Consider the following 18,186-nt stretch of genomic DNA (forward strand, 5'->3'; position numbering starts at 1 on the left):
CGCTATATATCCTCAAAATCAAAATCGTTTAGTTCGTCCAGCATACTCTGTTCTTCCTCCTTCAGGTCGCCGGTCAACACCTCGGCGGCTTGCTCGGTATTGACTCCCCATAACTCGCCCAGCAGTTCTGCGACCATGTTCTTCTCATGGACGGTGAAGACGCTGAACGCTCGGCGCAGAAATACCAGGGAGCGCTTGAATTCCTCATCGTCCAGGCTGCCGATGTAGGCGTGAAGCTGCTCCCACAAGCTCATCCGGGACAGGAGGGCGTAGCGGTTGCGCATCGCCAGGCCCTCGAACCAGCCCGCGCCAAGATCCGCGGGAATCCCCGGCGACAGTCGGCGGGATACCTCTGCTCCAGCCTCGCTGGCGGTAAGCTGTCCTCTCTCCAGCAGAATGGCACAGGCCAGCCCAGACAGCTTGGGATTACGATCATCTCGCTCGGCCAAATCGCGTAGTTGGTCCAGCCATAGTTCTTCGTCGACCTGCTCGTGGTGTTCGAGCGAGATGGCATTTAATTCATGGATGGCTGCGGCCATCGGCGTGGCCGCTTCATCATTACACTGGCTGGCCTCCACGAGGAACAAGGCGCCGCGCATGAACAACTGCTCCAGCAGTGGGATGAGCGGATCGGTATCGACCTGTCTCAAGCCGCTATAGCTGATAATGATAGATAATTCCCGAGCGGCTGCGGCGATTTGAATGACATCCCGGCTGTCGGCGGCCAAATGCTGGAGCGTCATCTGGGCGGCCTCCATCTGCTTGGTCATCGAGCACAGGCAGGCTACCTTGATCAGCGTTGCTGCATCAGCTATGCTGGTGCAGGCCTCCAGCTTCTGCTGTAAGGTGTAGGCACAAGCAAGCTCTACCGTCTCGCCCAGCAAGGTGGACTCGACGACGGCAATCTCCGTCTCCGGGGTCCACTGAACAACCCATTCCTCCTTCCAAGAGGCATCTGTTTGGGGTCTGGGCAACTCCTTGGCAAAAGGAACGGACAACAGAACCAGTCGGTGCAGCAGAGTGGAACGATGCAGGTCGAGAAAGGCGGCTGCCGCCGAGCTTACTCTGCGGTTCTCACGCAAATCCAGCGATAGATTGGTGGCTACCGGTGTTTTGTACTTATCCAGCTTCAATTGCTTGAACAAGCGGTTAAGATCCTCCTGGACCGGTGTCTGACTGACACCTTCGGCCAATTCACCGACAGCGGTTCCTACATCCAGCCGGGCCAGAGGTTCGGCCACCACGGCCAAGTCGCCATGCCCCAGCAGGGTACGGGCGGCATCACGCAGATCGTGCAGCGTAGGCGCTGTTCCGCCATGCAGGGAGGCCAGCGCTTCTGCCAGCCGTACCGCCTCGATGACCTCTGCTGTGGAGCGGTGAGTTCCCCGCTTACGCAATAATCGTGCTGCCGTAGATAAATAACGATGGGGCAACTCTGCCAAGCTGTCCGAGCTCATTGCTTCCCACATCATTTGATAATAGTTGGGGGCTGTATTGCCCGCGCCGTACCCCGACATGGAAGATAGCTTGTAATAGGTGTACGGCATCAGGGTCAGCTTCGTGCTGCGGGCCGGGAGTGTGGCCAGTTCTTCATCGGTCATGACATTACCGGTCTGCCGAAGGGCAGAGGCATGATAAGCCCCGCAGATGACCACAATACGTTCCGGAGCATGGCCGGATGCGATTGTCGCCTGTATTTGACGGGCCATATAGGCCTCACGAATGGCATTATAAGCGTACTCACCGGCACGTTCCTCGCGTTCCCTTCCTTCAGACCACTCGCGCAAGGAACCGGACAGGGTTAAAATAGCTGCTTGGTAAGCGTCAGGGTTCATATTGTGCTCGTAATGCCGCTCCCAGTACATATCGTAATCGGCTTCTCCGGCTAATTCGGCAATCGATTGGTACAGGGCGTGGTGGTCCGATAGATAGCTGACGCCTGGGTCCGCAGTTGCTTCCTGCTTGAAGAGTGCATCTTGGAGCCCCAAGGTTATTGCCGATGGCAAATCAATAAAGGAAGCCTCTGCCCCGTGCTGCTGTGCCCATTTCATGGCTTGCAGCTCCGGCGAATACTCGGCGAACGGCCACAGGACGGTTCTTACCGGGACCTCCTCGGTAAAAGCCAGAATCGCCACGGGAGGCTTAGTAGCCTGATTAACCAAGTGACGAATTTCGCCAGTGGCATCGGAGGGTCCCTCGATCAGCACGGCCGTCGGGGAGAGGGCGTCCAGACGCTCCAGCAAATGCCGGGCCCCGCCCGGGGACAAGTGACGGACGCCAAAGATATGCACCTGGAGAGCCGCCGCTGGCTGAGCCTGCGATGTCAGGGGGGCGTTCACTTAGTTCAGCTCCTTGCAGGCCTGGTACAAGCCTCGCCATTCACTGCCGCGCTTCTTCATGACGTTATCTAAATATTCCTTCCACACCAAGGAATCCTTGGCATCATCCTTGACGATTGCCCCCTGAAGACCTGCGGCCAAATCTTCATCGGTCAGCTCTCCATTGCCAAAGCTTGCGGCTAGCGCCATGCTGTTGGTGAGCAGGGAGATGGCCTCTGCCGTAGAGATCACACCTGCCGGTGATTTCAGCTTCTCCTTCTTATCCAGCGTCATCCCGCTTCGCAGCTCGCGGAAGATGGTGACGACCTTCTCCACGGCTTCATCCGCCGGAGGAGCTGCTTGTAGCTCATAAGAGGCTGCAATCTCGCCTACGCGCTTCTTCACGATTTCGATCTCAGTGCCGATATCGGCCGGGGCCGGGAGCACGATGATATTGAAGCGGCGCTTCAAGGCGGCCGACATTTCATTCACACCGCGATCTCGCGTGTTGGCCGTAGCGATGATCGAGAAGCCTTTGCGGGCGCTGTGCTCCTCGCTGAGCTCAGGGACCGACACCGTCTTCTCGGACAGGATCGAGATCAGGGCATCCTGCACTTCGGAGGCGCAGCGAGAAATCTCTTCAAAGCGGGCAATGCTGCCGCCATCCATAGCTCGCATAATCGGGCTTTGCACCAGGGCGGCCGGGGTCGGTCCATTAGCCAGCAGCATGGCATAGTTCCAGGAGTAGCGGACATGCTCCTCACTGGTTCCCGCCGTACCTTGCACGACCAGTCCGGAGTTGCCACAGATGGCTGCGGCCAAATTTTCGGATAGCCAGGACTTTGCCGTTCCCGGCTCGCCAATGAGCAGTAAAGCGCGGTCGGTCACCAAGGTAGCAATGGCCATCTCCACCAGGCGATTGTTGCCGATGTATTTTGGCGTAATGACCGTGTCGCCTGCTTGACCTCCGGTAATGAAGGTTAGCACGGCGCGCGGTGACATCTGCCATCCGGGGGGGATGCTGCCAGTATCGTGCTTCTTCAAGGCTTCCAGCTCATGCTGATAGAGCAGTTCGGCAGACTGTCTCAATACGTTCTTGTTCACATCGGTGTTCGCAGTTGTCATTGGCTCAGCTCCTTAATGATATATTCGAGAATTTGATGACTCGTATAATGATAGTAAGGAAGTGCGGCCTCCAGGGTGCTGACGGCGCTGGCAGGCAGGCCAAGTATCAGCTTGATCAGGTAAGGAGAAATCAGGGACCCGTTATAGATTCTCGCCTGACCGATGGTATCCAGCAACAATTGCTGCCGTTCGCTCAGACTGACTCCCACATTCTCCAGACCGCGCAGGATTGTGGCACCAGGAGCGGTCTTCCCTTTATGGCGCCCTGCCAGTCGGTCCCTCATATATTGCTCGGCACGAGCATGGCCCGGCGAGGCGAAGGCACATACAAGCTCAATATGGCCCTGGTCAATGAACCAATCCAGCCAGCGAGGGTCCCAATCAGCCTCAATTTCTGCATAAGGGATCGGCTCTCGTATGCTATACATTCCGTAGTTTACATAGTCCGGCAGTTGGAGGTCGGTATCGGGTTTGCTCTGGACATAGACCAGATTTTCAATGGTATAGGTCAGGGTGTCAATGCTTGTGGTGTACTTGTTCTTGCGGTTCTCTATCCCTGCATATCGATCAAATAGCTCGGCAGGAGACAGGTGCTTCCGCGCTAACTGGAAGGCGACCGGCAGGAAATTGCTGTGGTGCCGGGTAATGTGGGTAAGTTGGTCCAGTGCTCCGAGCGTACCGAGCTTCTCAAAGTATTCGCTGGCATAGCCGGAAAGGGTATGAATACCCAGCGACTTCAAATATTTTAAATGCGCTATGGCATAGATGTAGACTTGCTCCAATTCATCATTCAGTTCGCCGTCGATGGCCTGCAGTAGTGCGGTCACCCGCTTGGCTAAGGCCTCTTTCTTGTTGGGCAGCACGCCTTGCTCTACCGCTGTAGTTAGCTCTTCTTTCAGCATAGTTATAAAGCGCGGGCTGAGCTCAGAAGAAGGATGAGCATAAAGTGCTTCGGCTATGAGTTCCTGATCCTTGCCCTTGAAGGAGGCGTGCAAATGCTCCAGACCCTCAGGAAATCCGCCTGCTGCCAAGGCTTTGTAGGCAGCCTCGCGCACGGCTTTCTTCTTGTCCTTGGTCCAGGCCATGACGGAGGACAGATGCTCCGGCTGTACCAGGTAGCCAATGGCCGCTACACGTATATCATCGCTGCCTTGCTCGGCGGCCTCCAGAATGACATCACTCATGGCAGCACCGCACAATTGGCATAGGACATAGAGGCGACGAACCTCGCTTTTACCCCCTTGCAGGTCCAACTGCTGTTGGAGCAGTGGGGCAATCTGCTCGCCATAAGCAGGCAAGATATGCTCCGCGACATAATCGGCCAACTCGGCATAAGGGTCAGCGAGCGCATCCAGCGCTAGTGGGAGTAGCCGCAGGTCTTGAAAATGCCCTTGCTTAAAGGCTTCAATCACGATTTCATAGCGTCCGCTGCCGGTGGTGGTCAAGGCAGTCTGTATGGGCGCAAGCTGGCGGTAGGTCAAGGTGGTGGTCAAGGTTAACCGGTGATCCGGTCGGTCCTTGGGGTTGCCTTGAGCTTGCACGCTGCCTTGGGTAGCGAGGACGGCATGGAGCAGGGCTCCGATATCCTGTAGCTTGGCTTCAGAACCCGCCTCGGGGTCAGAAGCAGGATCAATCAAGCTGGCGATTCCTTCGCCAAGCTTCTTGAAGACGGGGGCGCGTTCGCCTAATTGCTGGAACTGTGGCAACATTCTTTTTAAACGGAAATCATCTGCGGCGAGGTCGCTTCCTGCGATGTACAGTCGGCGCACCTCCTGCTGTAGTTCCTGTAGTAATGGGATACTCATGGCCATCCTCCCTTTCTCCGATTGAATTAGTATAAGAGCCGAATTTGCTGCCCACCGTGGATGAGTGTTAAGGGCTGTATGGCTAGTGTGCCTGTAGCGCTCTCGTATCGGAACATCACCAGCAGTTCAGAGTGATGAAGCAGTTGCTGAGGCACGTAAGGGAGGTACTGCAACGATCCCTGCGGGGAGGCCCCAATATCTGATAGCTTAAGCTGTTGTCCAGTCTCATCGGTAATCACGTATTCCCCTTGATCGGTTAGCAACATGTCATGGACATGCAGCAATACAACCGGTTCTGGATCGGCGAGTGGGCTTTTTAGCTGATTCTTCACGGTCTTCAGGACATCGGCATAGCTCCGCTGAGATGCGCTGGCGATCATGGCAAAGTCCTGTTCCGTCACATCTCTGGAGGTGAATTGCTCGTAACGGATGCGATGGTTCAAGTCTCCTGGATAATGATAAAGCGTAGGAACCTGAACCACTTCCCAAAAGCTATCCTCCTCTTTCAGATGGCGCGCTGCCCGGTAGGGTCGATATTGGATGGTGCGATGAATTTCTTTGTTCTCGTAGTTCAGCCAGTAGCCTGTATCCACATACTCTTGTCTGGCGGGATCATCATAGCTGATGAAGGCGAGTTGAATTAATTCTGTAGCCCCTGATTGCAGGTCATGAGCCGCGAGGTCTGACAACTGCCAGGCATGCCCCAGCCATTCTTCTAGGGTCGAAGTTGGATCAGGGGTGAACTGCTCATTGTCCAATTTAGCTTGAATATGAGTGCGTCCCCGTTTGATGAGCGCATGCAATCTCGTAAATTGCTCTACAGCTAGCGTGTAGCGTAGCTCTTGCTCGGCATCGCTTGTCAGAATGACGCTAAGCTGACGCAGCTCATACTGGGCACCGGGCAAATAATAGTTGCCGAGTTCTTTGATTTGGCTGTTCATATGCTTGAGCGTTTTGCTATCTATCGTGCCAAGACCGGAACGAATCAACGGCTGAATCAGTCGCTCGAGCAGGTCAAGTCCTTCCAGTTGTGCATTTAGCTTCTTCTTGAGCGCCGAGGTATTCACTTTCTTGGGCTTGCTTGGCGCAGTGGCTTCTTGTTGCTTCTTCTCTTCACGCTTCTCGGCCTTCTCCCGCTTGGAGGCGATATCCTCTGGGACGGGAGCTTCTGTAAAGGCCTGCCCCTGAAGGAAGGCATATAGTAGACCGAGGGAATGCTTGCAAGGAAATTGACGGCTAGGACAACTACAACGAAATACCGGCTTATCTGGAATGACGAAGTCCGCTGAAGTCAGGTAGTTGCTTTTCCCACTGCCGCTACATTCACCGAAGAGCAAATCTCCTTCCGGGGAATGATTCAGGCTGACGAATTTCTTCTTCTGGACCAGGGCCTGCCCGTTCTTAATGGCTGAACTGTTGGGGGCCAGGGAATCGGCATAGGCCGCCGTAATCTCGATCATGAGTTACCTCCTTAATGGCTTTGTGATATGTAGAAATTAGTAGTAATAAACAGAGGGGGGTTGTAAGTTAGACTTAAGATTTATGCAGAGAAGCAGACGAGAAAATGTTCTTACAATCGCTGTTGCTCACGGATTTCTTTAATTTAATAAATTCTTATAAGGTTGAAATCCATTCACAAAGGCGAACGCTTCGCTTTTTCAGAATCATTATCTCTCTTGCTTATTATGCATATTGTTGGGTCCAACTTGTAAAGAAGCCTGTTTATTAGGCTTGCAGTCATCCAGCAATACTAAGAAAAGTGTAACATCATTAAATGCAGCATCAAAGACATCCGTTGGCATCTGCAAGTAAATAAGCAAAAGGGCCTTATTCCCGAAAAAGCAAGGAGCTAAGGCCACTAAAAAATTAAGAGATGTATTCAGCAACGATGGTTGAAGTATCGAACGGGGTGATTCCGTCTTTTAATGAGAAAATGGTGTCAGCTTCTTCCCGGTTGCAGGTCTGCTCCCCTCTGGCCTGAGCATGTAAGGAGAACAGGTCGTACAGGTTTGGCTTAACAACTGAGGTCATGGCCTGACCCATCGCTACCATACCGGACAGATTGCCCTCGACATTATTGGAATAGGCCGGATGGCGGCGGAGGGCCAGGTCGCACCAAATTACCTCACGTTCCACCAGATCGAGGATGACAGGAATGGCAATCTGCGTATCTGCTGCCAGGTCAATGCAGTCCTCCACCGTAGCCGGATCGAAGATTTCTCGCGAATTCGGCTTTTTGCGCATCATCCAGCCAGCAAAGCATTCCGGTAGATTGCAGAAGGGCTGCAAAGTGAACGAATTAAGATAGGACACGACATAACGACCCCCATAACGCAGGACAGATGCAATATCGATATCAATAAATTCGCAGGCCCCCTGTGGTGCAGTGACAATATCACCGCTATGAAAGGCTTTATACTGGGCGGAACGCAGATTTGTGTAAGATACATGCTCCATATAATCCCAATTCGTATCATAGATGGCAGCGGATAAGTCGATATCTACGCGGTCGGTTGGTACGCCGTCCACCATACCTTCCTTCCACCACAGGAAGAAGCGGATCGTGCCGCCCTCCGGCATAGCGACTCGGCTTCCACGGCTCAAGGTTCGGAGCGCTTTACTGGCCGAGCGCATGGCAAAAGGCACGTTATGCTTCTGCAAGCCGGCTTCAATAAAGACCTTGCCCAGGGACGGGAGTTGACTGAAACGTTCGATCAGGGTTTGCTCGCAGAGCTCTACAATTTCCTTACATATATATAAGGAGATCGGAGGCAATGTATTCGGAATAGCGATAGCTTTACCAACGCTGCCCTTTGGAAAAAAGGTACGCCATGCCTGCTTCGTATGACGATGCTTGAAATGAGTCAGCACCTGCAACAGCACTGGAGTTGAGACTTGCTCTGCAATCAGGCTGAATGTCAGCACAACCTCGTAGGGCTCGGAGTGCGTACGCAGCAAATGATCCAGCCGACGGGCGAATTCGCCCGGACGTTCTGCCAGCAAGGATGTAGCCAGCGGGGCATTATGCCATCTTAACGCTTGCTCTACCTGGCTGCGGAAGGTGATGAGCTTCTTACCATTACGAAGGATGTCAAAGGCCTCGGCGCATTGCGGATATCGCTTCTGATATTCAGAAGGATGCAGGATTTCGCCAAGGCGAATCCAGCGTTCCTTATAGCGCAGCATATCCTCCGCGGGATTTGGGCATTGCTCCAGCAGGGCCAGCATGAGCTTGCGCTCTGAACGCTTGAACTTACGGAACACCGTGACCGCAGCCAAACTAACATCGCCGTCAGACAACGCTACGGCTAAGCGCAGTACATCGGTAGCGGTTTTGAAGTAACGTCCAATGTGCTGAAGGTCTGCTTTACCATATTTTAAGAGCAGGCTGGTGATAAATCCTACGTTCTCCTTCAAAGGAATTTCGTTCGGTAAAAGCTCCAGTATATGGTCGTCCAAGGCAACCAGCAATTCCAAGTGCTCTTGATCTGCTTTCGAGATGGAGCTATTTGCGGCGAGGGTTTGTTGCATCATCTTATAGAATTGCCCGGCGTTGCCAAGGTCAATGATTTTGAGAGACTTCTGGAAAGGACTCTCCGGCTCCTTCATTTGGGGCTGCACCTGCTCAGTCCCTTCCGGCAACAGCAACGTGTAATAATGGATGATGGCATGGATGTAAAGCTCGGCCTCTGACATTTCCATTACTTGCTGGGGGAAGCCAGGGTACATCGGGCGGTATACATAATCTGCCTTGACCATGGTTTTGAGCTGTGTTTCGATAGCCTGATAGGTCGTTGTGAACTCCGTGATATCCAGGGTAAGCAGGGCATCTATAAGTGATTTGGAGAAGGTGAATCCAAGTTCTTCTATATTCTTGAGAGCTGCGGCTAAATAAGAAACGGGCAATTGATGCTCCCCTGGCTGCACAACCCATTTACGACTCTTTTGCAAATAAATTTCATTGTATATGGTGGACATGTTGCCACCTCCTTGTTTGTAAATGCACAAGCAGGGAAGCTGCATCTCTAAATCATCAAGTTGGTTAGAAGGAAGAAATGCAATAGCCTGCTTGTGCCGCCGGGAAGTCGGCCACCCTAAATGGATTAAGTCAACAGAAGGAAGGATGACCATAGCCTGGCGATAAACTTACTTTAACAAAGGAAGATGTTGCTGAACACGGCAAAAGTATTACGAGTCGGGGAGCCCTTTACGATTTGCAAAGGGCACAGCTTCCACCTCTGACTTCAGCGTGGTAGGTGTTTATTTCATTTAGGTAAGTGTAGGTATTTCCCTTCTGCTGCAAGGGGAAGTCACTCTGAAATCGACCAGAGCGTTTTTTGAGATGTAGTACGAACCCGTCATTCTCTGGTATCGTTACAGTCACCTTGGCTCCGGTAGAGATTGAGTTGACCTGAGTGGGTACGATGGAAGAGCAGATGGCTACGCTTCTGCCCGTGGCTACGGTATTGATTCTCAGAAATTGTCCCGTTAATTCGATCTTGGAGGAGGTGGTTCGCAGATCAAGTTCGCCGACCTCTAATTCATGGCCCGTGACCTGGCTGGCTGTAGCATGAAGGGTGAGTTGTTCCATACGGCCGGCAAGCTTAGCTTGACTGGAGGTAGTGCTGCAACGAAACTCCTTGGTATGCAGTTGTTTGGCGGTGATTTGCCCACCTACATGACGGATGGCTATTGAACGAAATTTCATTTTGGGAAGCTGAATTTTTAAAACCGTTTTGTGCCAGTTGAAGCCGATGTGAACCCATGATTTACGCCCATCCACGATAGATAGCGTCTCGGCGTCTACTTGCTGAAGTTGAAAGAGCTTGCTCTCTGGAAATTTAAGCTCTGCGAACTGTGTAATCACTATATGGTCACCATCACTGGGCTCGATCAGGAGGTCACCTGTCAGCCAGTCCAGCATAATATCCGTTGTGACCAGAATATGCTCCGTTTTTCGCAATACTAGTGTCATCTATTGATATCCCCCTAGGCTTGAGTGGTGCTCCGTCACTTTCTGTAGCAATTGATCAGTGATGATGTCCGCCCCCAAGCTTTTCATCATTTGCTGTAAAAAGGTTAATCGTGATACCGTTTCAGAGCGATTCCGTCTAAATAGTGTCGGATTGATCCAGATATTGATGAGCAGCATAAATACCTCGGCGCACTCGTAGGGGAACTCTGTCGTCATCGAACCGTCCGCTTGGCCTTCAACCATAATTTGGGCAATAATCGGGGCATCTTTTTCTATGCCATTCTTCATGCCAGTCAGGACAAACTGTGGATTTTTGATCTGATGACTTAGGACCTCATCCAGGGTATGGGCCTTCGGATCAGACAATAGATTCTCTAATATTTGAATGAGCTTTAATCTGGCGTTGGGTGCTTCGGTGTTGGCTATCAGATAGTTAAGCCTTTCTGTAGCATAGCTAAATTGTTGCTCCATAACCGCTTCCAAGATGTCTTCCTTCGACTTAAAGTGATGATAAATCGCCCCCTTGGACATGCCCAGCGCATGGATGATATCTTGTATACTCGTTTTCTCGTAGCTTTTTTCCGTAAATAGCTTGGCTGACACAGATAAAATTTGTTCCAAGGTCTGCTCCGGATGTTTATTTCTAGCCATATTATCGCCCCCTTTTTTAATACCGACCGTCGGTATTTATGCTAATCTATTCAATTTCTGTTTGTCAATGATCAGGATGGATGAGTAATATTTTAAGAAGAGGCTATGTGGTTTGACAAACATTGGGCCAAGCCATAAATTGAAAGAAGTGGTAGGGTAATTCGAATAATCACATTAATTAAGAACATGATAGGAGCTAGGTTATGAACGATGAACTCAGGAAGCAATTGCTTACCTTCCGTGAGGACCGGAATTGGGGGCAGTTTCATAATCCAAAGGATTTAGCGATTTCACTAAGTTTAGAGGCTTCAGAACTGCTGGAGAATTTTCAATGGAAATCCTCAGAAGAGACGGTGGCTACGAAAGGACAAGCGTTGGCGGATGAACTGGCCGATGTTCTGATTTATGCCTTCTTTCTGGCTGAGTCCTTGGATCTTAATATGGAAGAAATCATTCAGAACAAAATGAAGAAGAACGCTGCTAAATATCCGGTGGACAAGTCTTTCGGCAAAATGACTAAATACAACGAGCTATAGGAGTGCAGGCAGAATGATCATATATAGTAGTAATGCGTTGCAGTTTCGCAAGTCCGTGGATCGCAATCAAATTACTGTAGAGATTGAGCAAGCATTCATTAATAGGATGGGAATGAAACCAAGCCCCGGTGAAAAAAGAGCATGGAATAACTCTATGAGATTCATGGAGAGTATTATTCGCAATGCTAACATTGCTGATGACTGCGGAGTGATGATTGAATACAACATTCCAGCGACCAGTAAGCGTATTGATTTTATTGTGGCAGGCCAGGATACGGAGGGGCGGGACAACTTCGTAATTGTAGAACTGAAGCAGTGGGACGCGGCTCAGGCAACGGACAGGGAGGATGTAGTTGTTGCATATATTAATGGTCGGCAGCGAGAGATTCCACACCCCTCCTATCAAGTATGGTCATATCGTCAGTTTCTAGACGATATGAACGAAGCTATTCACAGCAGTGACTTAAAGAGTTATGCCTGTGCTTATTTACATAACTACCGTGTGCCGGAGCCTGATCCACTCAAGAATGAACGTTATCAGAACATTATTCGGGAAGCCCCGTTATTTATGGCCGATGATACAGCGAAGCTTCAGGCATTTTTGCATCAACATATTGGTAAAGGTAATGGCATTAATCTACTATATTTAATTGAGAATGGGAAAATTCGCCCTTCAAAAAAGTTAATCGATCATATTGATGGATTGTTCAAAGGGAACACCGAGTTTATTTTGCTGGATGAGCAAAAGGTAGCGTATGAGACAATTATTAGCTTGGCCAAAGACACGAGTCAGAAAAAGACAGTCATCATCAATGGCGGGCCGGGCACCGGTAAATCGGTAATCTCCATGAACGCACTAGGCGGCTTGCTGAAGCAAAAGCTAAACGTTAAGTTTGTTGCCCCCAACGCTTCCTTCCGAACGGTAATGGTAGAGACTCTAGCCAAGCAGCAGCCAAGGAACAAGGCGCGAGTTCGAGGTTTGTTTGCCGGATCGGGACAATTCGTCGATACCCCAGAAAATTTTTTCGATGTCCTAGTTGTTGATGAAGCACACCGTCTGAAAGGGAAAGGAGCTTACCAATACCGCGGTATTAATCAAATTGAGGATATTATTAAGGCTTCAAAGGTCAACGTTTTTTTCATTGATGAGTTCCAGAGAATTCGACCGGACGACATTGGGACAGTGCCTGAGATTAAACGAATTGCAGAATTACACGGTTCGGAAATTCACGAATATACATTATCAGCTCAGTTTCGCTGCTCTGGAGCCGAAGGTTTCATCAATTGGGTAGACGATGTACTGCAAATTCGTCCAACGGCTAACTTTAGCGGGTGGGATCGGGAAGCTTTTGAATTCAAAATGTTTGATACGCCAAATGGGGTCTATGAAGAGATCAAAGCGAAGGCAGCGAGCGGATATAAGGCCCGAATGCTAGCGGGGTTTGCTTGGGATTGGACCAAAGATACCGATGGCAACCGCAATGGAGAGGTTGCGGACGTTACCATTCCTGAACATGACTTCGAAATGCCTTGGAATGGTCGTTCTATTTCCAGCACCTGGGCCATCCACGAGGCTGGACTCGAGCAAATCGGTTGTGTCCATACCTCACAAGGTCTAGAATTTGAATATGTCGGTGTAATTATTGGCAATGATCTTAAATATGATCCGACTACAATGAGGCTCTATGCCGACTATAACGAGTATAAGGACACCATGGGCAAAAGAGGTCTAAAAAATAACCCTGAGCAGCTCACCAGTTTAATTAAAAATATTTATAAAGTATTGATCTCCAGAGGAATACGGGGATGTTACCTATATTGTAGGAATCAGGAATTAAGGGAGTATTTACAGAAACGGTTGGAATTCACACAATTATAGCGAAGGAACCATTTGAGATAGTCATGACTACAATGAAAAAATTTAAGTTTGAACCTAAATAGCCTTTCCCGCCCGGGAAAGGCTATTTAAATGCCCTTAACACTTCTTCGTTCACTCGCCGCAATGTCTGAATCTGCTCCTCGGTCAATCCCTCGGTGCTAACCACAAATTGATCGATAGCTTCCCAGCGCGGGGAATCTTCACGGATCTGCTCAATATTGAAGTAAGCCAGTTCACGAAGCGTAACTTGTAACGCTGTCAGCACTTTCTCCAAAGTATCAATGGTAAAATTCCGTTCTCCCCGTTCAATTGCACCGATATATCTATAGTCCAAGCCGGATAAATCCGCCAAATTTTGTTGAGTGAGGCCTTTAGCATTTCGTAAAGCTCGGATTCGATTTCCTAGAAAATTGCGCAATTCCGCCATTTCATCACCTCAATATAAGCTTAGGTGACTTGGAAAGGTTTATGCAGGGCACCAAATATAGTTTTTTATATACAAAATGCTATTTATATGTAGTATAATAGAGGAGAAAGTAGGTATATATGGAAATTTAGCCTTGGCAGTTTCTTATTTATCAAGGAGGTACTCCATGGAACCTGAAACTACGGTCAGGCAGCAGCTAAAGGATTATTTGAGCGAGTCAGGGCTGACTTTGCAGCAGTTCTCTGATATATGCGAGATTAACGCGGGGACTGTCAGCGCGATGTTAAGTGGGCAACGCCAAATTTCCATGCATAATTTAGACCGTTTGACGATGGGCATGGGTTTAGTGGAAGGCTTTCTCTATGAAGTGTATCTAGAAGATTGCTTACTTAACTCGCCCCCGGACTGGAGACGAATGGGGCCGTTCATCCATCGTTGCGCCGAACTGGATAAGCTGGATTGTCTTGAGCGCCTTGTGCATGCCTTGGCGGATCATTTGGCTTATATTCCTCTCTTGTTCGATACTGCGGAATTGCTATGGAAAGAGAGAAAGAGGGCTGCTGCCGCTTTGCTATATTTGTGTGTTGCAGAATGCGAGAAATATCAACACTCTGAACGATTGGCAGTGAGCCGATATCGGCTATTTAAGATGGAGCTTGGTGCTGATCAGGAAAGAAATTTACGGGCGGCCGCCTGGTTCGAGGAATATATTGATCGTTTGAATGAATCGAATCAGTTGGATGCAATAAAAGACTTGGCTGATGTATATGCATCGTTGCATCGGTGGGACCGGGTGCAGCTTCTGGCTGAGGAGTTGGAGCGTAAGGCTTCCATACAGCGCCGCCACCGCCCGAAACGAAATCGAAAGGAGGTGGATAGTAGCCCCTCCAGGGAAATGTTGTTCTATCTGCTTTACGCCTACCTATTGATGGCTAATGTATGTGATGCTCATCAGGAGTATGAACGGGCCTTGCAGTATGTTGAATTATATAGCCATGGGGAGCTTTTAGACATAGAAGAACCTGGCGAAGCAGAACAGCAAGTTGTGAAGCAGTTCTACCAGTGGGGGCAAGGCAATGCTTGTTTGTACCGTTTAATGTCCGGTGAGGTAGAGGCTTTAGCTGGTTATGTTAGATACGTTGCGCATCATGCGGAAGAGAGCATCCCGGCCATGTACCGCATTTTGCAGGCGGCTAATCGTTTTGGCCTTAATGTGGACCATTTGCTTGAGTACTATGGACCGAGTTTGGTGTTTGAGGAACGAAGCTCTCGTCTAGGAACCTATAATGCACAAATTGTGGCGGATCAATATATCCGGTATGTTTCCGAACTTGCACATTACTATTTTGGTGCTCAGAGATATGAATCAGGGTTTGGTTACTTGCTTGAGGGTTTAGAACTTGCCATACGTTACAATCATGAGTCCATGTTGATTCATTGTGTTCGTTTATTTGAAAGGTTTAGACATGGAGCATCCGAGAGTGGTCGTAAGCAATATAAAAAATTATTATGTGAGGTGCAAACCAATGAAGAGAAGAAGCTTTTTGTTGCCAAGCGTGCTTAGTTGGGCAGTAGCAGTAGGTGTGTTGGCTGATCCTGGCATCATCAAAGTGTTAATTCATGGATTGGGCGGCTAGGTTCTGGGACTTCTTATTTTAGGGATTGTTGCAAGGTGAAAAGGATATTAGAATTACCCTCTTGAAGTTCTTCGAGAGGGTAGTTTTAGGTTATGGATAGAAGTGAAGTGCCTAAATTACTTTAGTGTAAAATCAAGAGAGAGTTGAATTTTAGTTCCCCGTTTGAAATAAATGATATATTCTCCTGGCTCCCAACTCAAATTCCGCAGTCTCATTTCAAATGCAGCTAAGTCGGCCGTTTCTCTCGTCTTTTCCACTTGAAGAATTTCATTTTCACCACGTTTGGTTACATACAACTGAGCCTGTAGAATTTGTTCCTTTTTATCCGGGTAGATAGCCATAGCAATAAGCCCGGTGTCGTTTTTGAAATTTACTCCATGATCATCCATTTTGGGCAACTCTGGGTTAGGGTTATGTCCAAGCTGAAGATCGTACGTGTTGTTACTCCTAAGACCATGATATAAGTTTATAGCCAGAATACTGACACAGATCAATATCAAAGCGATAAGAAGGCCACTGATTTTTCTCTTCAAAATAGATGCTCCTTTTACAATGGACTAGTACAGCGGTGTATATCAAATGATATCTTATCTTGACTTCGGCCTAAATGATAGGAGTCATATGAATCCAGAGATTGTAAAAGATATGCTAAACTAAATGAAAGGAGATGATCATCATGTCTGATTTTAACCCAGGTCCCCCAGCGAATTCGACCGATCCTGGCGGACATAAAGCCAATCACGATGTTAATGCTCATCATTACCATACCCAGGGAGCTTCAGGTTTTTGGAGACAGGTGACCAATCTACTCATTATCGTAGGCATTATTGCCGTTGTCATTCTCATTGTAAGGTGGGTCAACTAAACCATAGATGATGAAGGCTACAGATGAAACAAGGAAAGAGAGTTCATATGACAAAAAAGAAATGGGCTATAAGCATAATAGTTATACTTTGTCTCGCATTAGGGTTGACATCGACCTATTTGTACCGTACGTATACAACACCAGGAATTCTGTGGCGGCTTGGTATATCTTCTAGTGATATCAAGTTGGTTTCCAAGGACAATAGATATTTCCATTACTATCTATATGAGAAGGATAATGAACGGGTAGGACTATTAACGTTGCAGCGGCGTGGTGAGTCGAACCTTTGGTCAATCTATATAAAAGAGGAGGCCTTATACCTGCCTGCGCGGCAAGCGAGTGGGGGGAAGATCATTCGTATCTTCGTACCAGGTTATCAAAATCATACGTTGATCGTTTCACCTGTAATCGGAGGTTCCGTGGAGGGGGATCAGGAAGTTCAAATTCTTACCAAAGGCGAACTCCGTTTACCCCATCACTTACTTCAGAAGGAAAATAAGGCCTATTTCTTGTTCACCCCCGATGATTTGACACTAGAGGATGAGCTTGAGGTGATTGTGGAGGATTGAGATATTGATTTGAATTGAAAATTAGGGTTATTCAATGAAAGTGGTTAGTCCAGTGGAGTGATACTTTACCCAATTCTCAATCTCGCTTTTTAGAAAAATCTTTTTCTTGTTAGGAAGCTCCAAATAGGGCATAAGTGAGTATGTATCATAAATTCCTCCACTCATGACTGCTCTTTTTTGTTCATCCAGGTGAAGTAGAACTTCTAAATCCTTGGTCGTGATTCCAAGATATTCAGCTAGATCTAACTCTGAAAGCACAGCCTTATTGTCGTTGATGATTCTGACAGGAATATTTGTAGTTTCTTCTGAAGTCCTTTTCTCACTCAACAGGTAACATCCTCCTAGAAATGAAATGGAGAGAATTACACTACAAATAATGTTACTATACTTACTGATCAAGCTGTTTACCCCCTATAAGGAAAAATACACTATATTCTAATATTAGCTAATTTTTGATGAAGATGGTGTATTAATCGAAAAAAAAGTAGTATACAGTTTAACCTGCATACTACTTTTTTTGTTTACTCTTCCACATGTGCCACGGCCCGGATTTCAACCCACTGCTCGGGGAAGGCGAGGTAGGTAACGCCGATCAGGCTGCCGGCGGGACGGTGATGGTCACCCAGGTATTCCTTGAATAGCTTGATGACGGGTTCTCCATGCTCCTGGGCGTTGGTGAGGTAGACCTCGACATAAGCAAGATTGGCCTTGGTAATTCCGAATTCTGCGAGTACATGGTCCAGATTGTTCAGCGTCTGCCGAGTCTGAAGCTCAATATCGCCAGCTCCGATGAACTCACCGGCGGCATTGTGAGAAAATTGCCCCGAGATATAGAGGGTATCGTTGACGCGGTATCCTTGCGAAATGCCATGATCCCAGAGATTGTGGTTATATGTTTTGATCGTAGTCATGTGAACTCTCCTTTACTTCAAAGTAGGGTTAGTATAAACTGGGCACAAAGAAAGGGATAGTACGCACTTTAAAGATAGGTACTATCCGGAAGGATAGTGTGAAATATGGGCATATCCGATTTAAATGGCATGGATACGCGTATTCAGGACACCCCGTTCGGCTATACGATGTCCGTGATTGGCGGAAAGTGGAAGATGGTAATTCTGTACCTCTTGGCTGAGAAGCAGCCGGTTCGTTTCAATGAGATGAAGAGACAGCTTGGAGCAATTACGTATAAGACCTTAAGCTCCCAGCTTAAGGAACTTGAGGCCGATGGGATGGTTGAGCGGAGAGAATATCCCCAGGTACCGCCCAAGGTAGAGTACAGCCTGACGGAGAAAGCCCAGACGTTGCTGCCCGTGTTGGAGCAGCTATGTGACTGGGGCATGAAGAACCATAATAATGGCTAGCGATACGGTTATGAGCTTGTAGCACAATTCAAATAGGC

At 48.6% G+C, this 18,186-nt stretch carries 17 protein-coding genes; 6 read left to right on the forward strand and 11 right to left on the reverse strand.

Features of this window, described 5'->3' with window-relative positions; all coding sequences use genetic code 11:
* Positions 1 to 2: 2 nt before the first annotated feature.
* The 7 genes from AC1VOR_RS11025 to AC1VOR_RS11055 form a co-directional block, all read right to left on the reverse strand.
* On the reverse strand, positions 3 to 2,339 hold the full coding sequence (locus AC1VOR_RS11025) for a DUF5682 family protein (RefSeq protein ID WP_482617778.1): 2,337 nt from the start codon (positions 2,337 to 2,339) through the stop codon (positions 3 to 5).
* Positions 2,340 to 3,443 (reverse strand): AAA family ATPase, encoded by a 1,104-nt coding sequence (locus AC1VOR_RS11030; protein WP_059050276.1) that lies wholly within the window; start codon positions 3,441 to 3,443, stop codon positions 2,340 to 2,342.
* A complete protein-coding gene (locus AC1VOR_RS11035; RefSeq protein WP_482617780.1) occupies positions 3,440 to 5,248 on the reverse strand; it encodes a HEAT repeat domain-containing protein in 1,809 nt (602 codons plus the stop codon). Before AC1VOR_RS11035 ends, AC1VOR_RS11030 begins: the two co-directional genes overlap by 4 nt.
* 26 nt (positions 5,249 to 5,274) lie before the next feature.
* A complete protein-coding gene (locus AC1VOR_RS11040) occupies positions 5,275 to 6,708 on the reverse strand; it encodes an SWIM zinc finger family protein (protein ID WP_482617782.1) in 1,434 nt (477 codons plus the stop codon).
* A 406-nt stretch (positions 6,709 to 7,114) separates the two neighbouring features.
* On the reverse strand, positions 7,115 to 9,226 hold the full coding sequence (locus tag AC1VOR_RS11045) for a TerD family protein (RefSeq protein ID WP_482617784.1): 2,112 nt from the start codon (positions 9,224 to 9,226) through the stop codon (positions 7,115 to 7,117).
* A gap of 229 nt (positions 9,227 to 9,455) precedes the next feature.
* Positions 9,456 to 10,223: a DUF4097 family beta strand repeat-containing protein gene (locus AC1VOR_RS11050; protein WP_482617786.1), complete on the reverse strand. Its 768-nt coding sequence runs from the start codon at positions 10,221 to 10,223 to the stop codon at positions 9,456 to 9,458.
* Positions 10,224 to 10,874 carry a TetR/AcrR family transcriptional regulator gene (locus AC1VOR_RS11055; protein ID WP_482617788.1) on the reverse strand — a complete coding sequence of 217 codons (651 nt, stop codon included), beginning with the start codon at positions 10,872 to 10,874 and terminating at the stop codon, positions 10,224 to 10,226. It lies immediately after the preceding gene.
* A gap of 203 nt (positions 10,875 to 11,077) precedes the next feature.
* Between AC1VOR_RS11055 and AC1VOR_RS11060 the strand changes: the two genes are divergently transcribed.
* Positions 11,078 to 11,410, forward strand: coding sequence for a nucleotide pyrophosphohydrolase (locus tag AC1VOR_RS11060; protein WP_482617791.1), 333 nt, complete (start codon positions 11,078 to 11,080; stop codon positions 11,408 to 11,410).
* 13 nt (positions 11,411 to 11,423) lie between these two features.
* On the forward strand, positions 11,424 to 13,289 hold the full coding sequence (locus AC1VOR_RS11065; RefSeq protein ID WP_482617792.1) for a DNA/RNA helicase domain-containing protein: 1,866 nt from the start codon (positions 11,424 to 11,426) through the stop codon (positions 13,287 to 13,289).
* Between the two features lie 82 nt (positions 13,290 to 13,371).
* On the opposite strand, the gene AC1VOR_RS11070 is transcribed toward AC1VOR_RS11065, so the two are convergent.
* A complete protein-coding gene (locus tag AC1VOR_RS11070; protein ID WP_482617794.1) occupies positions 13,372 to 13,716 on the reverse strand; it encodes a helix-turn-helix domain-containing protein in 345 nt (114 codons plus the stop codon).
* A gap of 166 nt (positions 13,717 to 13,882) precedes the next feature.
* On the opposite strand from AC1VOR_RS11070, the gene AC1VOR_RS11075 reads away from it, so the two are divergent.
* Positions 13,883 to 15,280 carry a helix-turn-helix domain-containing protein gene (locus AC1VOR_RS11075; protein WP_482617796.1) on the forward strand — a complete coding sequence of 466 codons (1,398 nt, stop codon included), beginning with the start codon at positions 13,883 to 13,885 and terminating at the stop codon, positions 15,278 to 15,280.
* 189 nt (positions 15,281 to 15,469) lie between these two features.
* Here the strand turns inward: AC1VOR_RS11075 and AC1VOR_RS11080 are convergent, their stop codons facing one another.
* Positions 15,470 to 15,886: a hypothetical protein gene (locus AC1VOR_RS11080; RefSeq protein WP_482617798.1), complete on the reverse strand. Its 417-nt coding sequence runs from the start codon at positions 15,884 to 15,886 to the stop codon at positions 15,470 to 15,472.
* Positions 15,887 to 16,029: 143 nt separating this feature from the next.
* Between AC1VOR_RS11080 and AC1VOR_RS11085 the strand changes: the two genes are divergently transcribed.
* Together AC1VOR_RS11085 and AC1VOR_RS11090 are read left to right on the forward strand one after the other, a co-directional pair.
* The gene (locus tag AC1VOR_RS11085; RefSeq protein WP_482617800.1) at positions 16,030 to 16,218 is read left to right on the forward strand and encodes a hypothetical protein; all 189 of its coding nucleotides are present in this window, start codon (positions 16,030 to 16,032) and stop codon (positions 16,216 to 16,218) included.
* 47 nt (positions 16,219 to 16,265) lie between these two features.
* Positions 16,266 to 16,787, forward strand: coding sequence for a hypothetical protein (locus AC1VOR_RS11090; RefSeq protein WP_482617802.1), 522 nt, complete (start codon positions 16,266 to 16,268; stop codon positions 16,785 to 16,787).
* A 27-nt stretch (positions 16,788 to 16,814) separates the two neighbouring features.
* Here AC1VOR_RS11090 and AC1VOR_RS11095 read toward each other — a convergent pair whose 3' ends face one another.
* Complete coding sequence (locus tag AC1VOR_RS11095) at positions 16,815 to 17,114, reverse strand: hypothetical protein (RefSeq protein WP_482617803.1); 300 nt, start codon at positions 17,112 to 17,114, stop codon at positions 16,815 to 16,817.
* Between the two features lie 194 nt (positions 17,115 to 17,308).
* Positions 17,309 to 17,698: a RidA family protein gene (locus AC1VOR_RS11100; RefSeq protein ID WP_482617805.1), complete on the reverse strand. Its 390-nt coding sequence runs from the start codon at positions 17,696 to 17,698 to the stop codon at positions 17,309 to 17,311.
* A 105-nt stretch (positions 17,699 to 17,803) separates the two neighbouring features.
* On the opposite strand from AC1VOR_RS11100, the gene AC1VOR_RS11105 reads away from it, so the two are divergent.
* Complete coding sequence (locus AC1VOR_RS11105; protein ID WP_482617807.1) at positions 17,804 to 18,148, forward strand: winged helix-turn-helix transcriptional regulator; 345 nt, start codon at positions 17,804 to 17,806, stop codon at positions 18,146 to 18,148.
* Positions 18,149 to 18,186 lie beyond the last annotated feature (38 nt).

Source organism: Paenibacillus sp. 1SOY10, assembly GCF_056836745.1.